16 protein-coding genes are annotated in these 17,360 nt (G+C 60.6%); 4 read left to right on the top strand and 12 right to left on the bottom strand.

What is annotated here, in order from left to right:
* Complete coding sequence (locus AB4O45_RS07510) at positions 1 to 498, top strand: N-acetyltransferase family protein (protein ID WP_460161264.1); 498 nt, start codon at positions 1 to 3, stop codon at positions 496 to 498.
* Between the two features lie 130 nt (positions 499 to 628).
* Here AB4O45_RS07510 and metR read toward each other — a convergent pair whose 3' ends face one another.
* Positions 629 to 1,546, bottom strand: coding sequence for a transcriptional regulator MetR (metR, locus tag AB4O45_RS07505; protein WP_016773382.1), 918 nt, complete (start codon positions 1,544 to 1,546; stop codon positions 629 to 631).
* A 216-nt stretch (positions 1,547 to 1,762) separates the two neighbouring features.
* Between metR and AB4O45_RS07500 the strand changes: the two genes are divergently transcribed.
* From AB4O45_RS07500 to AB4O45_RS07490, 3 genes are all read left to right on the top strand, one after another.
* Entirely contained in the window at positions 1,763 to 2,797 is a 1,035-nt protein-coding gene (locus tag AB4O45_RS07500) for an alpha/beta fold hydrolase (protein WP_460161263.1), read from the top strand.
* Positions 2,798 to 2,904: 107 nt separating this feature from the next.
* A complete protein-coding gene (locus AB4O45_RS07495; RefSeq protein WP_024014168.1) occupies positions 2,905 to 3,600 on the top strand; it encodes a hypothetical protein in 696 nt (231 codons plus the stop codon).
* Positions 3,597 to 4,505, top strand: coding sequence for a hypothetical protein (locus AB4O45_RS07490; protein WP_252876834.1), 909 nt, complete (start codon positions 3,597 to 3,599; stop codon positions 4,503 to 4,505). Before AB4O45_RS07495 ends, AB4O45_RS07490 begins: the two co-directional genes overlap by 4 nt.
* A gap of 18 nt (positions 4,506 to 4,523) precedes the next feature.
* Here AB4O45_RS07490 and AB4O45_RS07485 read toward each other — a convergent pair whose 3' ends face one another.
* From AB4O45_RS07485 to AB4O45_RS07435, 11 genes are all read right to left on the bottom strand, one after another.
* On the bottom strand, positions 4,524 to 4,853 hold the full coding sequence (locus AB4O45_RS07485; protein WP_177342732.1) for a GlpM family protein: 330 nt from the start codon (positions 4,851 to 4,853) through the stop codon (positions 4,524 to 4,526).
* An 8-nt stretch (positions 4,854 to 4,861) separates the two neighbouring features.
* Complete coding sequence (gene aauR, locus AB4O45_RS07480; RefSeq protein WP_231507471.1) at positions 4,862 to 6,139, bottom strand: two-component response regulator AauR; 1,278 nt, start codon at positions 6,137 to 6,139, stop codon at positions 4,862 to 4,864.
* Positions 6,140 to 6,183: 44 nt separating this feature from the next.
* The gene (gene aauS / locus AB4O45_RS07475; RefSeq protein ID WP_041479880.1) at positions 6,184 to 8,085 is read right to left on the bottom strand and encodes a two-component sensor histidine kinase AauS; all 1,902 of its coding nucleotides are present in this window, start codon (positions 8,083 to 8,085) and stop codon (positions 6,184 to 6,186) included.
* A gap of 228 nt (positions 8,086 to 8,313) precedes the next feature.
* A complete protein-coding gene (locus AB4O45_RS07470) occupies positions 8,314 to 9,048 on the bottom strand; it encodes an amino acid ABC transporter ATP-binding protein (protein WP_016773390.1) in 735 nt (244 codons plus the stop codon).
* Positions 9,045 to 9,716: an amino acid ABC transporter permease gene (locus tag AB4O45_RS07465; RefSeq protein ID WP_016773391.1), complete on the bottom strand. Its 672-nt coding sequence runs from the start codon at positions 9,714 to 9,716 to the stop codon at positions 9,045 to 9,047. Before AB4O45_RS07465 ends, AB4O45_RS07470 begins: the two co-directional genes overlap by 4 nt.
* On the bottom strand, positions 9,716 to 10,462 hold the full coding sequence (locus AB4O45_RS07460; protein ID WP_056790046.1) for an amino acid ABC transporter permease: 747 nt from the start codon (positions 10,460 to 10,462) through the stop codon (positions 9,716 to 9,718). Before AB4O45_RS07460 ends, AB4O45_RS07465 begins: the two co-directional genes overlap by 1 nt.
* Positions 10,463 to 10,662: 200 nt before the next feature.
* Complete coding sequence (locus AB4O45_RS07455) at positions 10,663 to 11,577, bottom strand: glutamate/aspartate ABC transporter substrate-binding protein (protein ID WP_095181779.1); 915 nt, start codon at positions 11,575 to 11,577, stop codon at positions 10,663 to 10,665.
* A gap of 526 nt (positions 11,578 to 12,103) precedes the next feature.
* Positions 12,104 to 13,639, bottom strand: coding sequence for a glycerol-3-phosphate dehydrogenase (glpD, locus tag AB4O45_RS07450; protein ID WP_460161262.1), 1,536 nt, complete (start codon positions 13,637 to 13,639; stop codon positions 12,104 to 12,106).
* 290 nt (positions 13,640 to 13,929) lie between these two features.
* Entirely contained in the window at positions 13,930 to 14,685 is a 756-nt protein-coding gene (locus AB4O45_RS07445; RefSeq protein WP_007953179.1) for a DeoR/GlpR family transcriptional regulator, read from the bottom strand.
* A gap of 95 nt (positions 14,686 to 14,780) precedes the next feature.
* The gene (gene glpK / locus AB4O45_RS07440) at positions 14,781 to 16,283 is read right to left on the bottom strand and encodes a glycerol kinase GlpK (RefSeq protein WP_024014162.1); all 1,503 of its coding nucleotides are present in this window, start codon (positions 16,281 to 16,283) and stop codon (positions 14,781 to 14,783) included.
* 77 nt (positions 16,284 to 16,360) lie between these two features.
* Entirely contained in the window at positions 16,361 to 17,212 is an 852-nt protein-coding gene (locus tag AB4O45_RS07435; protein WP_041479875.1) for an MIP/aquaporin family protein, read from the bottom strand.
* Positions 17,213 to 17,360: the final 148 nt, after the last annotated feature.

Raw genomic sequence — 17,360 nt, 5'->3', positions numbered from 1 at the left:
ATGTGGATCGAACGGCTGGACGCCAGCCATGCCCTGGCTTACCGCGAACTGATGCTGCAAGCCTATGACCGTCATCCGCAGGCGTTCACCTCCAGCGTGCGCGAACGCGCGGTGATGCCATTGAGTTGGTGGGAAGGGCGCCTGACCAGCAAGCTCGATGTGGTATTGGGTGCACTCGATGCCGGGACGTTGGCCGGGATTGTCGGCCTGGCCTTTGAACCGCGCGAGAAGGCACGACACAAGGCCACGCTGTTCGGCATGTATGTCTCGGCGGATTTTCGTCGCAAGGGGCTGGGCTTTGATCTGGTGCAGGCGGCACTGGTCGAAGCGCAAAAGCATCCGGCGCTGAAATTGCTGCAGCTCACCGTGACTGCCGGTAATGACGCGGCTTTTCAGTTGTATCAGCGTTGCGGCTTCATTCAGTTCGGCCTCGAGCCACTCGCCGTGCGGGTGGGCGAAGACTACTTCGACAAGATCCACATGTGGCGCCAGCTCTGACCCACCACGACAATCCTTGTGGGAGCGAGCCTGCTCGCGAAGGCGTCCGTCCAGCCGACATCATCGCTGAATCATCCACCGCTTTCGCGAGCAGGCTCGCTCCCACAGGGAGATCTCTTGTTCTGGAGAATCAGCGTACGGCACTGACCCCATCGAGGGTCGAGAACGAGGTGTCCTTGGCGGTCAGCAGGAAATCGCGCATGTACGGCGCGTCGAGCATGTCCGTGCGAATCGCCGCGTACAGCGTCGCGAACAAGCCTTTCTCACCCAACCGTTTGCCCTTCACATAGCCGCGCGAGCTGTATTCATGCAGCGCCCAGTGCGGCATCCCGCAGACGCCACGGCCGCTGGCGACCAGTTGCATCATCATCACCGTCAGTTCCGAAGTGCGCACCTGCGCAGGTTCGATGTCGGCCGGTTCGAGGAAGCGGGTGAAGATGTCCAGGCGATCACGCTCGACCGGGTAGGTGATCAGCGTTTCCGTCAGCAAATCTTCAGGAACGATGTACGGCTTGCTCGCCAGCGCATGCTGATTGGCCACCGCGAGCATGGCTTCGTAAGTGAACAGCGGCACGTAAGTGATGCCGGCAATTTCCAGCGGATCGGAGGTCACCACCAGATCCAGATCGCCACGGGCCAGTGCCGGCAGCGGGGCGAAAGCGAAACCCGAAGCCAGGTCCAGCTCGACTTCCGGCCAGGCATCGCGGAACTGGTCGATGGTCGGCATCAGCCACTGGAAGCAGCTGTGGCATTCGATCGCCATGTGCAGACGCCCGGCGGTGCCACCGGCCAGCCGACCGATGTCCCGTTCAGCGGCGCGCAACAGCGGCAGGGTGGCGTCGGCCAGTTGCAGCAGGCGCAAACCGGCGCTGGTGAAGCGCACCGGTTTGGTCTTGCGCACGAACAACTGCATGCCCATGCGCTCTTCCAGCTCTTTGAATTGATGCGATAGAGCGGATTGCGTCAGATGCAGGCGATCAGCGGCATCCACCAGGCTGTCGGCCTCGCGCAGGGCATGCAGGGTTTTCAGATGTCGGATTTCAAGCACCGGCGGGGCTCCATGAAGAAAACTTGTGACGAATGCGGGGAAGGTGAGTTTGTCTCATGAGGCACGCTTTGTCGATCTGTCGGCGAGGATCCGGCGGGCATTCGACAGACGACCGCTCGGCACTCTTCATCAAACTGTCATGCAACTGTGGCAGCGCGCTCGTACGAACTTCATCAGACTCGCGCTCTACTGGGGTGCTGCGTTTTGGTGTTTTTCATGTTCAAGAGAGTTTTTTCAGTCGCGGCCGCGTTGGCCGCGCTTTTGTTCGGGGCCGGCTCGTTTGCAGCCGGGCGCTGTGATGTCAACATGCCGACCGAGCACGCCGAGCTGGCGCAGGTCAGTCTTGCCTATCAAAGTATCGGCCGTGCATCAGACCCGGCGCTGTTGCTGGTCATGGGCCTGGGTGGGCAGTTGATCCACTGGCCGGACGAAGTCGTGGTCGCGCTGTGTCAGCAGGGTTTCCGGGTGATCCGTTATGACAACCGCGACGTCGGATTGTCGACCTGGCGGCAGGCGCCGATCGAGGCCAACCTGACCTTCGAAGTGCTGCGTTACAAGCTCGGTTTACCGGTGTCGGCACCGTACAGCCTGACTGACATGGCCGACGATGCGCTGGGTTTGATGACGGCGCTGAAGGTTGAGCAATTCCACGTGCTCGGCGCGAGCATGGGCGGGATGATCGCCCAGCGCATGGCGGCGATGGCGCCGCAGCGGGTGGAAAGCCTGACGCTGATCATGACCACTTCCGGCGCTGAAGGCCTGCCGGCACCAAGTGCGGCGCTGGTGCAGTTGCTCTCGCGCCGAGGTGCGCCGAACCGCGAAGTAGCGCTGGAGCAACAGGCCGATCTGCTCGCGGCACTCGGTAGCCCGGCGGTGACGGATGATCGACAGGCCTTGCTGCAACAGGCGGCGGCGTCCTACGACCGCGCGTTCAACCCCGAAGGCGTCAAGCGCCAGATCATGGCAATCCTTGCCGAACCGAGCCGGGTGGCATTGCTCAATCAGCTGCGCGTACCGACCCTGGTGGTGCACGGCACGGCAGATCCGCTGCTGCCGGTGATGCACGGCGTGCATCTGGCGGCGCACATTCAGGGCAGTCAGTTGAAACTGATTCCGGGACTGGCGCATCGCTTTCAGGAGGCGTTCAAGGAGCCGTTGCTGGCGGCGGTGCTGCCGTATTTGCAGGCGCATCGCGAGGACACTTCGCATTGGGCTCGGGTCGATCCGCCGGCGCCGAACAATCTGCTGTAAGAGTGCGCCAGCATCCTGTCGCCAAAAAAATATCAATGTGCCACTATTGTTTGCCGCGTTGTTGCCGATAAGGCGCAGGAACGTTTTCAGACATAGGGACTTGATCCATGATTTTTCGCGCTACACGTCAATGGGCCGCGCTGGCCCTGCTCGCCGTACTGACTCTCACCGGCTGCGCCCATGTGCAACCGCCCGTGGCCCTGGACAAACAGTTCTGGGATGCCAAAGAGCCGACCATCGGTGTGGCCATTACCGTCGTACCGTCGCCGGTGCTGGCGCTGACCGGCAATCAGGGCATCCTCGATTACGCCATCAATGCCGGCGTCAACAGCAAGCTCAGCGCCAACGTCGAGACCTGGCAGGTGCGCGATCTGGAAACCCTGCCCGACGCCATCGTCGCCAAGTTGCAGGCCAAGGGCTACAAGGCCAAGCGCATTGATGAAAAGGTCGATCTGAAGACCTTCAAGGAAGTCGATTTCCGCGAGGGCTACATGACCAAGGACCTGTCGCCGATGAAAGCTGCCCACGGCATCGACCGTCTGTTGCTGGTGTCGATTTATGCCACCGGTGCCACCCGCAGCTACTACAGCATCGTGCCCACCAGCGTGCCGATGGCCCAGGTCGGCGGCCAGGGCATGGTGATCGATCTGTCGGACAACAAACTCTTGTGGTACCAGCCATTCGCCGCTGTGCAAGCCGCGCAAGGTGAGTGGGACGAGCCGTCCTACACCAATCTGTCCAACGCGTTTTATCAGGCGATGGATAACAGCCGTCAGCAAATGATCGCCCCGTTCGCGCAATGAAACGTCTGGCGCTGACCCTCGCGGCGATCTCGCTGCTGGCGTTGCCTGGCTGTGCGCAGAAACCGCCACCCGAGGCCGGTTTCAAGGATCAGGCGGCCATGAGCTATGTGCAGGCACACGGGCTGAAGGTCGACGTGCAACTGCCGGCGGAGTTTGTCGGCGCCAGCACGGTGATCGACAGCAAGGCGGCGGTGAACGCGGCCAATTCCAGTTACACGCTGGTGTCGAGCTCCGGCGCGGGCGCCGGGCTGGCGGGCATTCTGGTGGCCAGCCTGATCAACACGCAAATGGGTTCCGGTGCGTTACAGCGCGATGCCGAAAAAGCCGCGCTGAACGAATCGCGGCCGCTGGCCGACCTGCTCGCCGGCGTGCCGTTGCAGGAGCGCTTGCAACAGCGTTTTCAGGCGGCGTCGCAAGTCTCCGGATTCAAGCAGGGGGCAGGTGCGGTGACGGCACGGTTGCTGATCGAACCGAAGCTGATGCTGACGCCCGATCGCGGCAGTTTCGTGCTGGTCAATCAGGTGCAATTACAGGATATCGCCGGCTCGCCGCTGTACCGCATGCGCATCGAAGTGGCCAGTCAGCCGATTCGTCGTTGCGGCAAGCAATGCATTGATGACGGCGCCCTTGACCTGGCCAAGGTCACCGCCGTGCTGGATGAATGCATTGACGAATCCATGCGCGTGTTGAGCGCCGATCTGATGCAACCGACGCCACCGCCGGCCGCGCAGGAAACCCTGCGTTACGTGCTCGACGGCCAGCGCGTGGTCGAGCGCGGTTATCAACTGGCGCAGAACGGCGACTACTGGCGCTACCGCAATCTCTACGGTGCGGTGAAGTCAGTGCCAGTGCCGTTCGAGGATGCTCTGTCGTCCGCGCAACTGGCCAGAGTCTACGGTCGCTAGAGGCTGATGCACGTGGGTTCAGGCATGCAGCCGGACCCACACGCTCACCAATACCGTTGCCGCCATCAGCCACGCCACCGCCGCCACGGCCAGCGATGCTTCCAGGCGCATGCGGTCGACCATCACATACAGCGTCGCCAGATACACGAAGTAGGGAATGATCGACCACATGCCGAACACGATCGTGGTTTTCAGATCGTCGACCGAGCGGCCCTTGCCGACGATGTAGTGCGCAATCAGGGCAAAGGTCGGGAACAGCGGCACCAGACCGGCGATGTAGTAGTTTCTGGTCTTCGACAGCGCAGCGAGGATCAGCACGACTGCGGCGCCGATGGCGGCTTTGAGAATCAGATCCATCAGTGGCTCAGCCCGTACTTTTTGACTTTATCGAACAGCGTGGTCTTGGCCATGCCCAGTTCCTGGCTGGCCTGGGTCAGGTTGCCGCCGCTGCGTTGCAAGGCGTCGACCAGCAGATTGCGCTCGAACGCTTCCACCGCTTCGGCAAACGCCAGACCCTGGCCGGCGCTGGCTCCGGATTTCTTGAAGGCCGGCAGGCCGAGGGCGAAGCGTTCGGCGACGTTGCGCAGTTCGCGCACGTTGCCCGGCCAGTCGTGGCTCATCAGGTTCGACAGGGTCTGGTTGTCCAGCTCCGGCAGCGCGCGGTCGAAGCGCAGCGCCGATTGCTGGGTGAAATGCTCGAACAGTTGCAGGATGTCTTCGCGGCGTTCGCGCAGCGGTGGCAATTCCAGGGTCACGACGTTGAGGCGGTAGTACAAGTCGCTGCGAAATTCCCCGGCCTTGCTCGACTCATCGAGGTCGGATTTGGTCGCCGCGATCACCCGGCAATCCACCGCCACGCTCTGGTTTGAGCCGAGACGTTCGAGGGTGCGTTCCTGCAGTACGCGCAGCAACTTGATCTGCAACGGCAGCGGCATGCTTTCCACTTCATCGAGGAACAGCGTGCCGCCGTCGGCGTGCTCGATCTTGCCGATGCGCCGTTTGCCGGCGCCGGTGAAGGCGTTGGCTTCGTGGCCGAAGATTTCGCTTTCAAAAAGGTTTTCCGGCAGGCCGCCGCAGTTCAGCGCGACGAACTGTTTGCTGTGGCGCCGACTGAAATCGTGCAGGCAACGAGCGACCAGTTCCTTGCCGGTGCCGGTCTCGCCTTCGATCAAGACGTTGGCCGAGGTGTCGGCGACGTTGGCGATCAGCTCGCGCAGGTTCTGCATCGCCGGTGAGCGGCCGATAATCCGCCCTTCCAGCGAATCGCGTTCAGCCAGTTGCCGGCGTAGCGATGACACTTCACGGGCGAGGCTGCGTTGCTCCAGCGCCCGCCGCGCGACATCGACCAGGCGTTCCGGCGAGAACGGTTTTTCCATGAAATCGTAGGCGCCTTTCTGCATCGCGCCGACGGCCATGGAAATGTCGCCGTGGCCGGTTATCAGCACCACCGGCAGGCTGCGATCACGCTGCTTGAGGCGGGTGAGCAATTCCAGGCCATCGATGCCCGGCAGGCGGATATCGCTGATGACGATGCCGGCAAAGTTGTCGCCGACCTGCGCCAGCGCCTCTTCGGCACTGCCGACGCCGATGCACGGAATGTCTTCGAGGGTCAGCGCCTGTTGGCAGCCGAGCAGCACATGGGGGTCGTCTTCGACAATCAGCACACTGAGTTCGGGGTTCATATTGGCTCGGCAGAAAGAGGGCTTACCAACGGTAAACTGAGGACGAAAGTGGTGCCACCGCCGGCCGGGTGTTCGACACCCAGGTGCCCGCCGGTGGCGGCGGCGAGGCTGGCGGACAGGGTCAGGCCCAGTCCCAGGCCTTGCTCGCCGGGTTTGGTGGTGAAGAACGGTTCGAACAGATGCTTGCGCGCTTCGGCGTCGATGCCGTGGCCGTTGTCACGCACCCGCAAGCGATACTTGCCGTTGAATTCTTCACCCTCCAGCCACAGCTGCGGCTGCGGTTGCGCGTGCATGGCGTCGAGGGCGTTGCCGATCAGGTTGACGAGGATCTGTTCGAGGCGGGTCTGATCGATCAGCAACTGCACATCGGCAAACTGCCGGTGAATCTGCAGCGCGGTGTTTTCCACGCGCGCGCCGAGCACTTGCAACGCGGCGTCGACGGCTTTGCCGAGACTGGCCTGACCCTTGTTGTCACCACGCCGGGCAAACGAACGCAGGCTGGCGGTGATCCGACCCATGCGGTCGATCAGGTCGTTGATGGTCTTGAGGTTGGTGCTGGCGACGTCGAGCTGGCCGCGCTCAAGAAAGCGCACGGTGTTGCCCGACAACGTGCGCATGGCCGCCAGCGGCTGGTTCAATTCATGGGCGATGCTGGTCGACATCTGGCCGATGGCCGCGAGTTTGCCCGCCTGAACCAGTTCATCCTGAGCGCGGCGCAACGTCTCTTCGGCCTGGCGGCGCTCGCGGATCTGACTCTTCAGACGTTCGTTGCTGGCGCGCAGATCGGCGGTGCGTTCGGTAATCCGACGTTCGAGTTGGCTGTTGGCTTCCTGCAATGCTTCGCGGGCGGCGAGGCGGGTGGCGAGGACTTTGCGCCGCTCGTTCCAGGCAATCAGCAGGAAGGCGAACAGGGCAAACGCCACCGCCACCAGAATGCCTTGGTTGATGGCTTCGCGGCGCAGGTCCTGCAATGGCGTGAGCAGGGTGAAATTCCACGGCGTGTCGCTCAGCAGTCGGGTTTGCGCCAGATAACTGATGTCGTCTTCGTCGGGCTGCAATTCGCTGTTGGCGGGGAAGGTCAGTTTCTCCACGCCTTCGGCCAGTGTCTCGCGGGCCAGCGGTTGCAGTTCGTTGAGTGGAAACCAGTAATACTGCAGGCTGCGGGCGAGTTTTTCCTTGATCTCATCGCTGAGCGGGATCACCGATTTCAGCCGCCTGGCAGGATCGCTGGACAGAATGATGATGCCGTTCTCATCGCTGACGAACGCTTCCAGACGCGCCCGTTGCCAGCGCTCTTCCATGGCTTCCAGACGCACCTTGACCACCGCGACACCGATGATCTTGCCGTGCTCTTCGAGGCCGTGGGCGAGGTAGTAACCGGGTTCGCCGTTGGTGCTGCCAATGCCATAGAAGCGCCCGGGCTGGCCGCGCACGGCGTCTTTGAAATAGGCGCGGAAGGACAAGTCTTCACCCAGATAACTGTCGACATCGCGCCAGTTGCTGGTGGCCATGACCCGGCCGGTGGTGTCCATCACGTAGATGGCGCGGCTGCGGCTGCGGCGGTTCAGGCCTTCGAGGTAATCGTTGACCGTCTGCCGGTGCTCCGGGGTCGGATCGGCCAGCAACTGCGGCACACTGGTTTCGAGTTCCAGCAGGCTGGGCAGGTAGGTGTATTTGCTGATCTCGCTTTCGACCGCGCGGGCGTGCAGTTCCAACTGACGCTGACCGTTCTCGCCGAGGCTGCGGATGCCGAAGTGTTCACTGGTCCAGAAGCCGATGAAACCCAGTCCGACCATCAGGGCGATGATCAGCGGCGGCAGGAACAGATGACGGATCAGACGGGGCTTCACGGCAAGTGATGGCTCTGCAGCGCGATAAAGAGTGGGGTCGCATTTCATCACAGATGCCTTGGGTCAACCACAACACTTGTTTGTGCCTGTGGCGAGGGGATTTATCCCCGTTGGGCCGCGAAGCGGCCCCAAAACCATCACTGCGGTTTAACTGAAAGACCGCATGCACAGGGTTTACGACTGCTGCGCAGCCGGACGGGGATAAATCCCCTCGCCACAAGGGATCTCATTGTCAGGCTGCCCGCACCCCACAGACAGGGTGCGGGTGTGTTGCTTTTAGTGCTGCAGGATTTTCTCGAGGAAGTGCTGCGCGCGTTCGGAGCGGGCGCTGATGTCGCCGAAGAATTCCTCTTTCGGGCAGTCTTCGATGATCTTGCCCTGATCCATGAAGATCACCCGGTCGGCCACTTTACGGGCGAAGCCCATTTCGTGGGTCACGCACATCATGGTCATGCCTTCGTGAGCCAGTTGCACCATCACGTCGAGCACTTCGTTGACCATTTCCGGATCGAGCGCCGAGGTCGGTTCGTCGAACAGCATGACGATCGGGTCCATCGCCAGCGCACGGGCAATCGCCACACGCTGTTGCTGCCCGCCGGACAGTTGCCCCGGGTGCTTGTGGGCGTGCGCCGACAGGCCGACGCGCTCAAGCAACTGCAGACCCTTTTTGGTCGCCTCTTCCTTGCTGCGGCCGAGCACCTTGATCTGCGCGATGGTCAGGTTTTCGGTGATGGTCAGGTGCGGGAAAAGCTCGAAATGCTGGAACACCATGCCCACACGCGAACGCAGTTTCGGCAGGTTGGTTTTCGGGTCGGCGATCGACGTGCCGTCAACCACGACATCACCTTTCTGGAACGGCTCCAGGGCGTTGACGCATTTGATCAGCGTCGACTTGCCGGAACCCGACGGGCCGCAGACCACGATCACTTCGCCTTTCTTGACCTCGGTGCTGCAATCAGTCAGCACCTGGAAGTCCCCATACCACTTGTTGATGTTTTTGATAGAGATCATACGGCGAACCTTTTTTGCAGACGCTTGACCAACCGCGAGGCGGCGAAGCTGATGATGAAGTACACGAGACCGGCGAAAATCAGGAACTCATTGGAGCGGCCGATGATGTCGCCGCTGGCACGCGAGGCGTTGAGGAAATCCACCAGGCCCACGGTGTAGACCAGCGAGGTGTCCTGGAACAGGATGATGCTCTGCTGCAGCAGCAGCGGGGTCATCTTGCGGAACGCCTGCGGCAGGATGATCAGGCGCATCATCTGCCCGTAGTTCATGCCCAGTGCCTGAGCAGCACCCATCTGGCCCTTGGAAATCGACTGCACACCGGCCCGGACGATTTCGCAGAAGTACGCCGCTTCGAACATCATGAACGCCACGACGCACGAGGTGAACGCGCCGATCGGCGTGTCTTCGCCGGTGATCCAGCGCAGCACGAACGGCACCGCCAGGTAGAACCAGGTGATCACCAGCAACAGCGGGATCGAGCGGAAATAGTTGACGTAGGCGCCAGCGATGCTCGACAGCAGCTTGTTGTGTGACAGACGGCACAGCGCGAGGATCGTGCCGAGAATCATCCCGCCGATCACGCCCATGGCCATCAGCTTGAGGGTCATCACCATGCCGTTCCACAAACCGGGAATGGCCGGGACGATGCCACTGAAATCGAATTCCATTATTTACCCCCCACGGAGATCAGGCCGGGCACCGCGACTTTTTTCTCGACCAGGCGCATCAGCAGCATCAGGCTCATGTTGAGGGTGAAATAGATCAGGGTCGCCAGGGTGAACGCTTCGAACAGGTTGGCCGAGAACTCGGCGGTCTGTTTGGTCTGCGCCAGCAATTCCATCAAACCGATCAGGGACGCCACGGAGGAGTTCTTGAACACGTTGAGGAATTCCGAGGTGAGCGGTGGAATGATGATCCGGTAGGCCTGGGGCAGCAGCACGTTCCAGTAGATCTGCGGCAGCTTGAAACCCATCGCGCGGGCGGCGGATTCCTGACCACGGGGCAGCGCCTGGATACCGGTGCGCACTTGCTCGCAGACACGGGCAGCGGTGAACAGACCGAGGCAGACGACAACGCTCAGGTAGGCCGAGGTGGTCGGATTGAGGTCCTGCTTGTACCACTCCTGCAGATCCGGCGGCAGCAGATCGGGCACCAGGAAGTACCAGATGAACAGCTGCACCAGCAGCGGCACGTTACGGAACAGCTCGACGTAGCAGGTCGCGATGCCCGATACGATGCGATTCGGCACGGTGCGCATGATGCCCAGCAGCGAGCCGAGCAGCAGGGCGATGATCCACGCCACGACGGCGATGGCGATGGTCCAGCCCAGACCGGAGATGAACCAGTCGAGATAGGTCTCGCTGCCCACGCCGGTGGACTTGAAGAACACGCCCCAGTCCCAGTTGTAATTCATTAGGGTCTCCCCTCGATTCGATCGATGTACAAGTGCCCGCCTGGGGAACTCCGTTCCCTCCCCAGTCTTTTTTCAAAGACCGGGCACACGCGATCGGCTCGACAGCCACCGGTTCGAGTGTTTCCAGAAAAATGCCAGCAGGGAGTGACCATCCCCTGAAAAGGCAGGCGCCTCCTCAGGGGATAAGGTTAGTCAGAAAATCAGGACTTCTTGTCGTCAGCCGCTTTGTCGGTCGGATTGGCGATCAGGGTCTTGAGCTCGTCGCTCATCGGGAAGTTCAGGTTCAGGCCTTTTGGCGGAATCGGCTGCATGAACCACTTCTCGTAGATCTTGTTGATTTCGCCCGAAGCGTAAGTGGCCTTGATCGCGTCATCCACAGCCTTTTTGAACGGCTCGTCGCCTTTGCGCATCATGCAGCCGTAGATTTCGTACGACTGTGGCGTGCCGGTCACTTCCCAATCGGCGGCTTTCTTGGCCTTGGCGGCTTCGCCGGCCAGCAGTGCGTCATCCATCATGAAGGCAACGGCACGGCCCGATTCCAGCATCTGGAAGGACTCGCCGTGGTCTTTGGCGGAGATGACGTTCATGCCCATCTGCTTGTCGGCGTTCATCGCCTTGAGGATGCGCTCGGAGGTGGTGCCGGCGGTGGTTACGACGTTCTTGCCTTTCAGATCGTCGAAATCCTTGTACTTGGAGTCTTTCTTGGACAGCAGACGGGTACCGATTTCGAAGATGCCGACGGAGAAGTCGACCTGCTGCTGACGCTCGACGTTGTTGGTGGTCGAACCGCACTCGACGTCCACGGTGCCGTTCTGCACCAGCGGGATACGGGTCTGCGAGGTGACGAGGTTGTATTTGACTTGCAGGTTCGGCAGGTCGAGGTCTTTCTTGATCGCTTCGACGATCTTCAGCTGGATATCGTGCGAGTAGCCGACCGGCTTGCCGGACGCATCAGCGATATAGGAGAACGGAATGGAGGCGTCACGGTGGCCCAGGGTGATGACACCGGACTCTTTGATCTTCTTCAGGGTGCCGGTGAGTTCGGCGGCGAAAACTGGCGTGCTGATCAGAGCGGCAGCAATGGCTGCGCCCAGGATATGGGGAACGATGCGCATCAAATTTTCCTCGACATTGTTTTTTTTATGGAGCCAGTTTGTCGGCCCTTTTTGTGCTTCGAATGCCTGACGGCTCCTGAAGTGCTGGCACAGCAGGCATTCGTCGAGAGAGTGTAGAGCATGACTCGTGCCAGAGCAGTCGAACTCAGTTAAGCGGTTGTTTTATAACGTTATTAAAGTTTTATGGCGGTAATTTTATGAAGGCATGATCCGGTTAACCGAATCGACTGTGGAGTCGCGTTCGGAAAACCGAACGATCAAAAGCCCCTCACCCTAACCCTCTCCCGGAGGGGAGAGGGGACTGACTGCGGTGGATGGTCGAGTTACGGCGACGTGAGATACCGAGTCGACCTCGGACTTTGGAACCCACAGAGATCGGCTCCCTTTCCCCTCTACCCCTGGGGGAGAGGGCTGGGGTGAGGGGGAAAAGATCCAACTGCCCCAATCAGGTTCAACAAAGTCCACATAACAAAAAGCCCCTGAATCTCACAATTCAGGGGCTTTCGTTCAAGCGATGGGGCGAAGATCAAGCCGCCTCGATCTTCCGGTTCTGCTCAACCTTGCCCAGATACGTCGACAGCGTCTGCTGTTCCTCCGGTGTGGTGAACAAGCCTAGCTTGGTGCGGCGCCACAGGATGTCGTGCGCCGTAGTGGCCCACTCTTCGCTGCACAGGTAATCGACTTCGCGGGTGTAGAGCCCGCCGCCGATGTGCTCACCCATGTCGGCCAGGCTTTCCACGCCTTCAAGCATGCGCCAGGTGCGGCTGCCGTAGGTGACGGCCCAGCGCCGGGCGATTTCGGTCGGGACGAAATCGAACTTGTCGCGAATCCGCGCGCTCAGGGCCTCTGGCGTGGTCATGTCTTCGCCGCCGGGCAGGGTGGCGGTCGCGGTCCAGCTCGGGCGCATCTGGGTGAAGAACGGCATCAACTGCGCCATCGCCGACTCGGCGAGCTTGCGGTAAGTGGTCAGCTTGCCGCCGAACACCGACAGCAGCGGCGCTTCCTCGGCGTTGCCCGACAGCGCCAGGGTGTAATCGCGAGTGACCGCAGACGGGTTGTCGGATTCGTCGTTGCACAGCGGCCGAACGCCCGAGTAGCTGTGCAGGATGTCTTCGCGGCTGAGCTGCTTCTTGAAGTGGGCGTTGACCACTTTCAGCACGTAATCGGTTTCGCCTTCGGTGATCGCTACTTTCGCCGGGTCGCCGGTGTATTCGCGGTCGGTAGTGCCGATCAGAGTGAAGTGGTTCAGGTACGGAATAGTGAAAACGATGCGCTGATCTTCGTTTTGCAGAATATGCGCATGTTCGCCTTCGTACAGTTTCGGCACGATGATGTGGCTGCCCTGGATCAGACGGATGCCATACGGCGATTCCATCTTCAGGTCGTCACGGATGAACTTGGCCACCCATGGGCCGGCGGCGTTGACCAGTGCTTTGGCGGTGATCGAAAACAAACTGCCGTCGGCGCGCTCCAGATGCAGATGCCACAAACCTTTGGTGCGGCGGGCACTGACACAGCGAGTCTGGGTATGCACATGCGCGCCTTTTTCCCGGGCGGCCATGGCGTTCAGGACCACGAGGCGGGCGTCATCGACCCAGCAATCGGAGTATTCGAAGCCTTTCTTGATTTCGCTTTTCAGCGCGCTGTCGGCGCCGAACTTCAGGCTTTTCGAACCTGGCAGCTTTTCACGTTTGCCAAGGTTGTCGTAGAGGAACAGGCCGGCACGAATCATCCACGCCGGACGCAGGTGCGGGCGGTGTGGCAGTACGAAACGCATCGGTTTGACGATGTGCGGCGCCTTGGCCAGCAACACTTCACGCTCGGCGAGCGCTTCACGCACCAGACGGAATTCGTAATGTTCCAGATAGCGCAGGCCACCGTGGATCAGCTTGCTGCTGGCCGACGAGGTGTGGCTGGCCAAGTCGCCTTTTTCGCAAAGGAACACCGAAAGACCGCGACCGGCGGCATCCGCTGCGATCCCCACGCCGTTGATCCCGCCGCCAATCACGGCAATGTCATAGATCTCGGAGAGAGGGGGCGTACGCAAGGTAGAGGTGGACATCGGCTGGCCTCGGTTCTTTTGATTTTGTATTGGAAATCGAACATAAATGTTCATTTGCGAAAATGGTAGCCCATAAACACGCGCGCAGCCAGTCGCGTTCGATTGAAAAAACTCATCGAAGGGCGATTAAAAGAAAATTTTCGAACATGAACGCGCGCAGGGGCGCAGAAGATGTGTTGTTTGATCGATTGTTTTCGCGAGCAGGCTCGCTCCCACATTTTGCAATGCATTCCAAGAGTGGGAGCGAGCCTGCTCGCGAAAGCGTCGGTTCGGTCAGCGAGGGAGAGGAATCAGACGACTTCCAGACGAATCTTGTGCTGACTCAGCAATTGCGCCAGCGCCGGTACCGGCTGCTGATCGGTGACAAGGCAATCGATCAGGCTGATCGGCCCCAGTCGAATCATCGCGTTACGCCCGAACTTGCTTGAGTCCGCCGCGAGAATCACCTGTCGCGCGTTGGCGATGATCGCCTGGCTGACCCGGACTTCCTGATAATCGAAGTCGAGCAGGCTGCCGTCCTCATCGATCCCGCTGATCCCGACCAAGGCGAAATCGACCTTGAACTGATTGATGAAGTCCACACTCGCCTGACCGACCACACCACCGTCGCGGCGCACGTTGCCGCCGGTCAGCAGCACATCGAAATCATCCTTGGCGCTGAGCATCGAGGCGACGTGCAGGTTGTTGGTGATGATCTTCAGGTGACTGTGATTGAGCAGGGCGCGAGCGATCGATTCGGTGGTGGTACCGATATTGATGAACAGCGAGGCGTGATCGGGGATCTGCGCGGCAATGGCTTCACCGATGCGTTGCTTTTCATCACGCATCTGATCGGCACGCATGGCATACGCGGTGTTTTCAACACTGGAATCGTAAGCGGCGCCACCGTGGTAGCGACGCAGCAGATTGGCTTCCGCGAGCTGGTTGATGTCGCGGCGGATTGTTTGCGGGGTGACAACGAACAGCGTGGCCATTTCCTCGATGCTCACATAGCCGCGTTCGCGGACCAGCTCGAGGATTTGCTGCTGACGGGGAGGCAGATTCATGGGGCTTCCTTTGGGCTGCCGTGCAAAATTTGCCCATGATGCCGCAGGAATCCGCTCCCGACCAGTTAGATACCTATGTGTAACTCAAGGCTGGCTTATTCAGCGTCCTCACGCGCCCAGTCACGGGTGCGGCTGACGGCTTTTTTCCAGCCTTTGTAGAGTTTCTCTTTCTCGGTTTCGTCAAGGCTCGGTTCGAACTCGCGCTCGATCACTGCCTTGCCGCGCAGTTCTTCCAGGCTGCCCCAGAAACCGCAGGCCAGGCCGGCCAGATAAGCCGCGCCGAGTGCGGTGGTTTCGCGCATTTGCGGGCGTTCGACCTGGGTGCCGAGGATGTCGGCCTGGAACTGCATGAGGAAGTTGTTCGCCACCGCACCGCCGTCCACGCGCAGGGCTTTGAGGCGTTCGCCGGAATCCTGTTGCATGGCGTCGAGTACGTCGCGGGTCTGGTAGGCGATCGACTCCAGCGCGGCGCGGATGATGTGATCCACGCGGACGCCGCGCGTCAGGCCGAACAGTGCGCCACGGGCATACGGGTCCCAGTACGGCGCGCCGAGACCGGTAAACGCCGGCACCAGATACACACCGTTGCTGTCCTTGACCTTGTTGGCAAAGTATTCGGTGTCGTGGGCGTCGTTGACGATTTTCAGTTCATCACGCAGCCACTGCACGGTCGAACCGCCGTTGAACACGGCACCCTCCAGTGCGTAGGCAACTTCGCCGCGCGGGCCGCAGGCGATGGTGGTGAGCATGCCGTGCTGGGATTTCACCGCTTTGTCGCCGGTGTTCATCAGCAGGAAACAACCGGTGCCGTAGGTGTTTTTCGCCTGGCCCGGCTCGACGCACATCTGCCCGAACAGTGCCGCTTGCTGGTCGCCGGCGATACCGCCGATGGCGATGCCGCTCTTGGTGCGACCGTAGATTTCCGAGGACGCTTTGACTTCCGGGAGCATCTCGCGGGGGATGTCGAGGATCTCCAGCATCTTCGAGTCCCACTCCAGCGAATGGATATTGAAGAGCATGGTGCGCGAGGCGTTGGTGTAGTCGGTGACGTGCACCTTGCCGCCGGTGAATTTCCAGATCAGCCAGCTATCGACGGTGCCGAACAGCAGCTCGCCGTTGCGCGCACGCTCGCGGCTGCCTTCGACGTTGTCGAGGATCCACTTCAGTTTGGTGCCGGAGAAGTACGGGTCGGTGACCAGGCCGGTGGTGTCGCGGATGTAGTCTTCGTGGCCATCGCGCTTGAGCTGCTGGCAGATCTCGGTGCTGCGGCGGCACTGCCAGACGATCGCGTTATACACGGGGCGGCCGGTGGTCTTGTCCCAGACCACGGTGGTTTCACGCTGGTTGGTGATACCGATCGCGGCAACCTGGTCATGGTGCAGGCCGGCCTGGGCCAGCGCTTCAACCATCACCGCGCTCTGGGTGGCGAAGATTTCCATCGGGTCGTGCTCGACCCAACCGGCCTGCGGGTAATGCTGAACGAATTCGCGCTGCGCGGTGCAGACTACGTTCGCGTCGCGGTCGAAGATGATCGCGCGCGAACTGGTCGTACCCTGATCAAGGGCAATGATGTAGTTCTTGTTCTGAATGTCGGTCATGTCGATTGCCTTGGACGAAAAAAACGAGAGTGGGCCGTGGCGCCGGCTCGGATGGGCAGGAGCCGGCGCCGACTGTTTCAAGAAGTTCTTGGTTTGCCGTCAATGGCCGGTTCTGCATCCTTTGTAGCAGGTGTGGCGCCGGTCAGGTGACGGGCGATGAGCCCGCGATACCCGGCAGCGCCGAGGCAGGCACCGACAATCGGTGCAAAAATCGGAATCAGGAAATACGGAATATCACGACCACCGGTGAAGGAAATTTCACCCCAACCGGTAAAGAAAGTCATCAGTTTCGGACCGAAGTCACGCGCAGGGTTCATCGCGAAACCGGTCAACGGACCCATCGCACTGCCGATCACGGCAATCAGCAGACCGATCAGCAGTGGCGCCATGGGGCCGCGTGGCAGGCCGTTGTTGTCATCGGTCAGGGCCATGATTACGCCCATCAGGATCGCGGTGATGATCATCTCGACCAGAAATGCCTGGGCCGTCGACAGCACCGGGTTCGGGTAGGTGGAGAACACCGACGCCAATTCAAGGCTGGCGGCCGAGCCACGAATCATCTGGTGGGTTTGTTCGTAATCGAAGAACAGATTGCTGTAGAGCGTGTAGACCAGCAATGCGCCGCAGAAGGCGCCGGCAATCTGCGAAAGGATGTAGAACGGCAGTTTGCGCTTTTCGAAGTCAGCGAAGATTGCCAGAGCAATGCTCACTGCCGGGTTCAGGTGCGCGCCGGAAACCCCGGCGGTGAGGTAGATCGCCATGCTCACGCCGACGCCCCAGATGATGCTGATCTCCCACAGGCCGAAGCTGGCACCTGCGACTTTGAGCGCGGCGACACAACCGGTGCCGAAGAAGATCAGAAGGGCGGTGCCCAGAAACTCGGCCATGCATTGGCCGGAAAGCGATGGTTGCGGTAAAGCAGCTGTCATTGAAAACCTCGGTTCTTTTTCTTGTGTGGCGCCTTGCCAACGGAGCAGGGCGCGATCTTCACCGGGTCGGAATCCCCATTCGGTTCCCGGGTTACTGCTGGGTACTGCGCGAAGCATGATTCTTACATTATTCAGATTCGAAAAAATA

Source organism: Pseudomonas sp. S2_B10, from assembly GCF_054668425.1.
This window is presented reverse-complemented; position numbering and strand designations above follow the sequence as displayed.

Bases quoted from the DNA above. Each gene is read 5' to 3' on its own strand.
- AB4O45_RS07500 (WP_460161263.1), top strand. From the start codon at position 1,763: ATGTTCAAGAGAGTTTTTTCAGTCGCGGCCGCGTTGGCCGCGCTTTTG.
- AB4O45_RS07465 (WP_016773391.1), bottom strand. From the start codon at position 9,716: ATGGAATTCGATTTCAGTGGCATCGTCCCGGCCATTCCCGGTTTGTGG.
- aauS (WP_041479880.1), bottom strand. From the start codon at position 8,085: ATGAAATGCGACCCCACTCTTTATCGCGCTGCAGAGCCATCACTTGCC.
- AB4O45_RS07490 (WP_252876834.1), top strand. From the start codon at position 3,597: ATGAAACGTCTGGCGCTGACCCTCGCGGCGATCTCGCTGCTGGCGTTG.
- AB4O45_RS07455 (WP_095181779.1), bottom strand. From the start codon at position 11,577: ATGCGCATCGTTCCCCATATCCTGGGCGCAGCCATTGCTGCCGCTCTG.
- AB4O45_RS07510 (WP_460161264.1), top strand. From the start codon at position 1: ATGTGGATCGAACGGCTGGACGCCAGCCATGCCCTGGCTTACCGCGAA.
- glpD (WP_460161262.1), bottom strand. From the start codon at position 13,639: ATGTCCACCTCTACCTTGCGTACGCCCCCTCTCTCCGAGATCTATGAC.
- AB4O45_RS07470 (WP_016773390.1), bottom strand. From the start codon at position 9,048: ATGATCTCTATCAAAAACATCAACAAGTGGTATGGGGACTTCCAGGTG.
- AB4O45_RS07460 (WP_056790046.1), bottom strand. From the start codon at position 10,462: ATGAATTACAACTGGGACTGGGGCGTGTTCTTCAAGTCCACCGGCGTG.
- AB4O45_RS07445 (WP_007953179.1), bottom strand. From the start codon at position 14,685: ATGAATCTGCCTCCCCGTCAGCAGCAAATCCTCGAGCTGGTCCGCGAA.
- glpK (WP_024014162.1), bottom strand. From the start codon at position 16,283: ATGACCGACATTCAGAACAAGAACTACATCATTGCCCTTGATCAGGGT.
- AB4O45_RS07435 (WP_041479875.1), bottom strand. From the start codon at position 17,212: ATGACAGCTGCTTTACCGCAACCATCGCTTTCCGGCCAATGCATGGCC.
- AB4O45_RS07495 (WP_024014168.1), top strand. From the start codon at position 2,905: ATGATTTTTCGCGCTACACGTCAATGGGCCGCGCTGGCCCTGCTCGCC.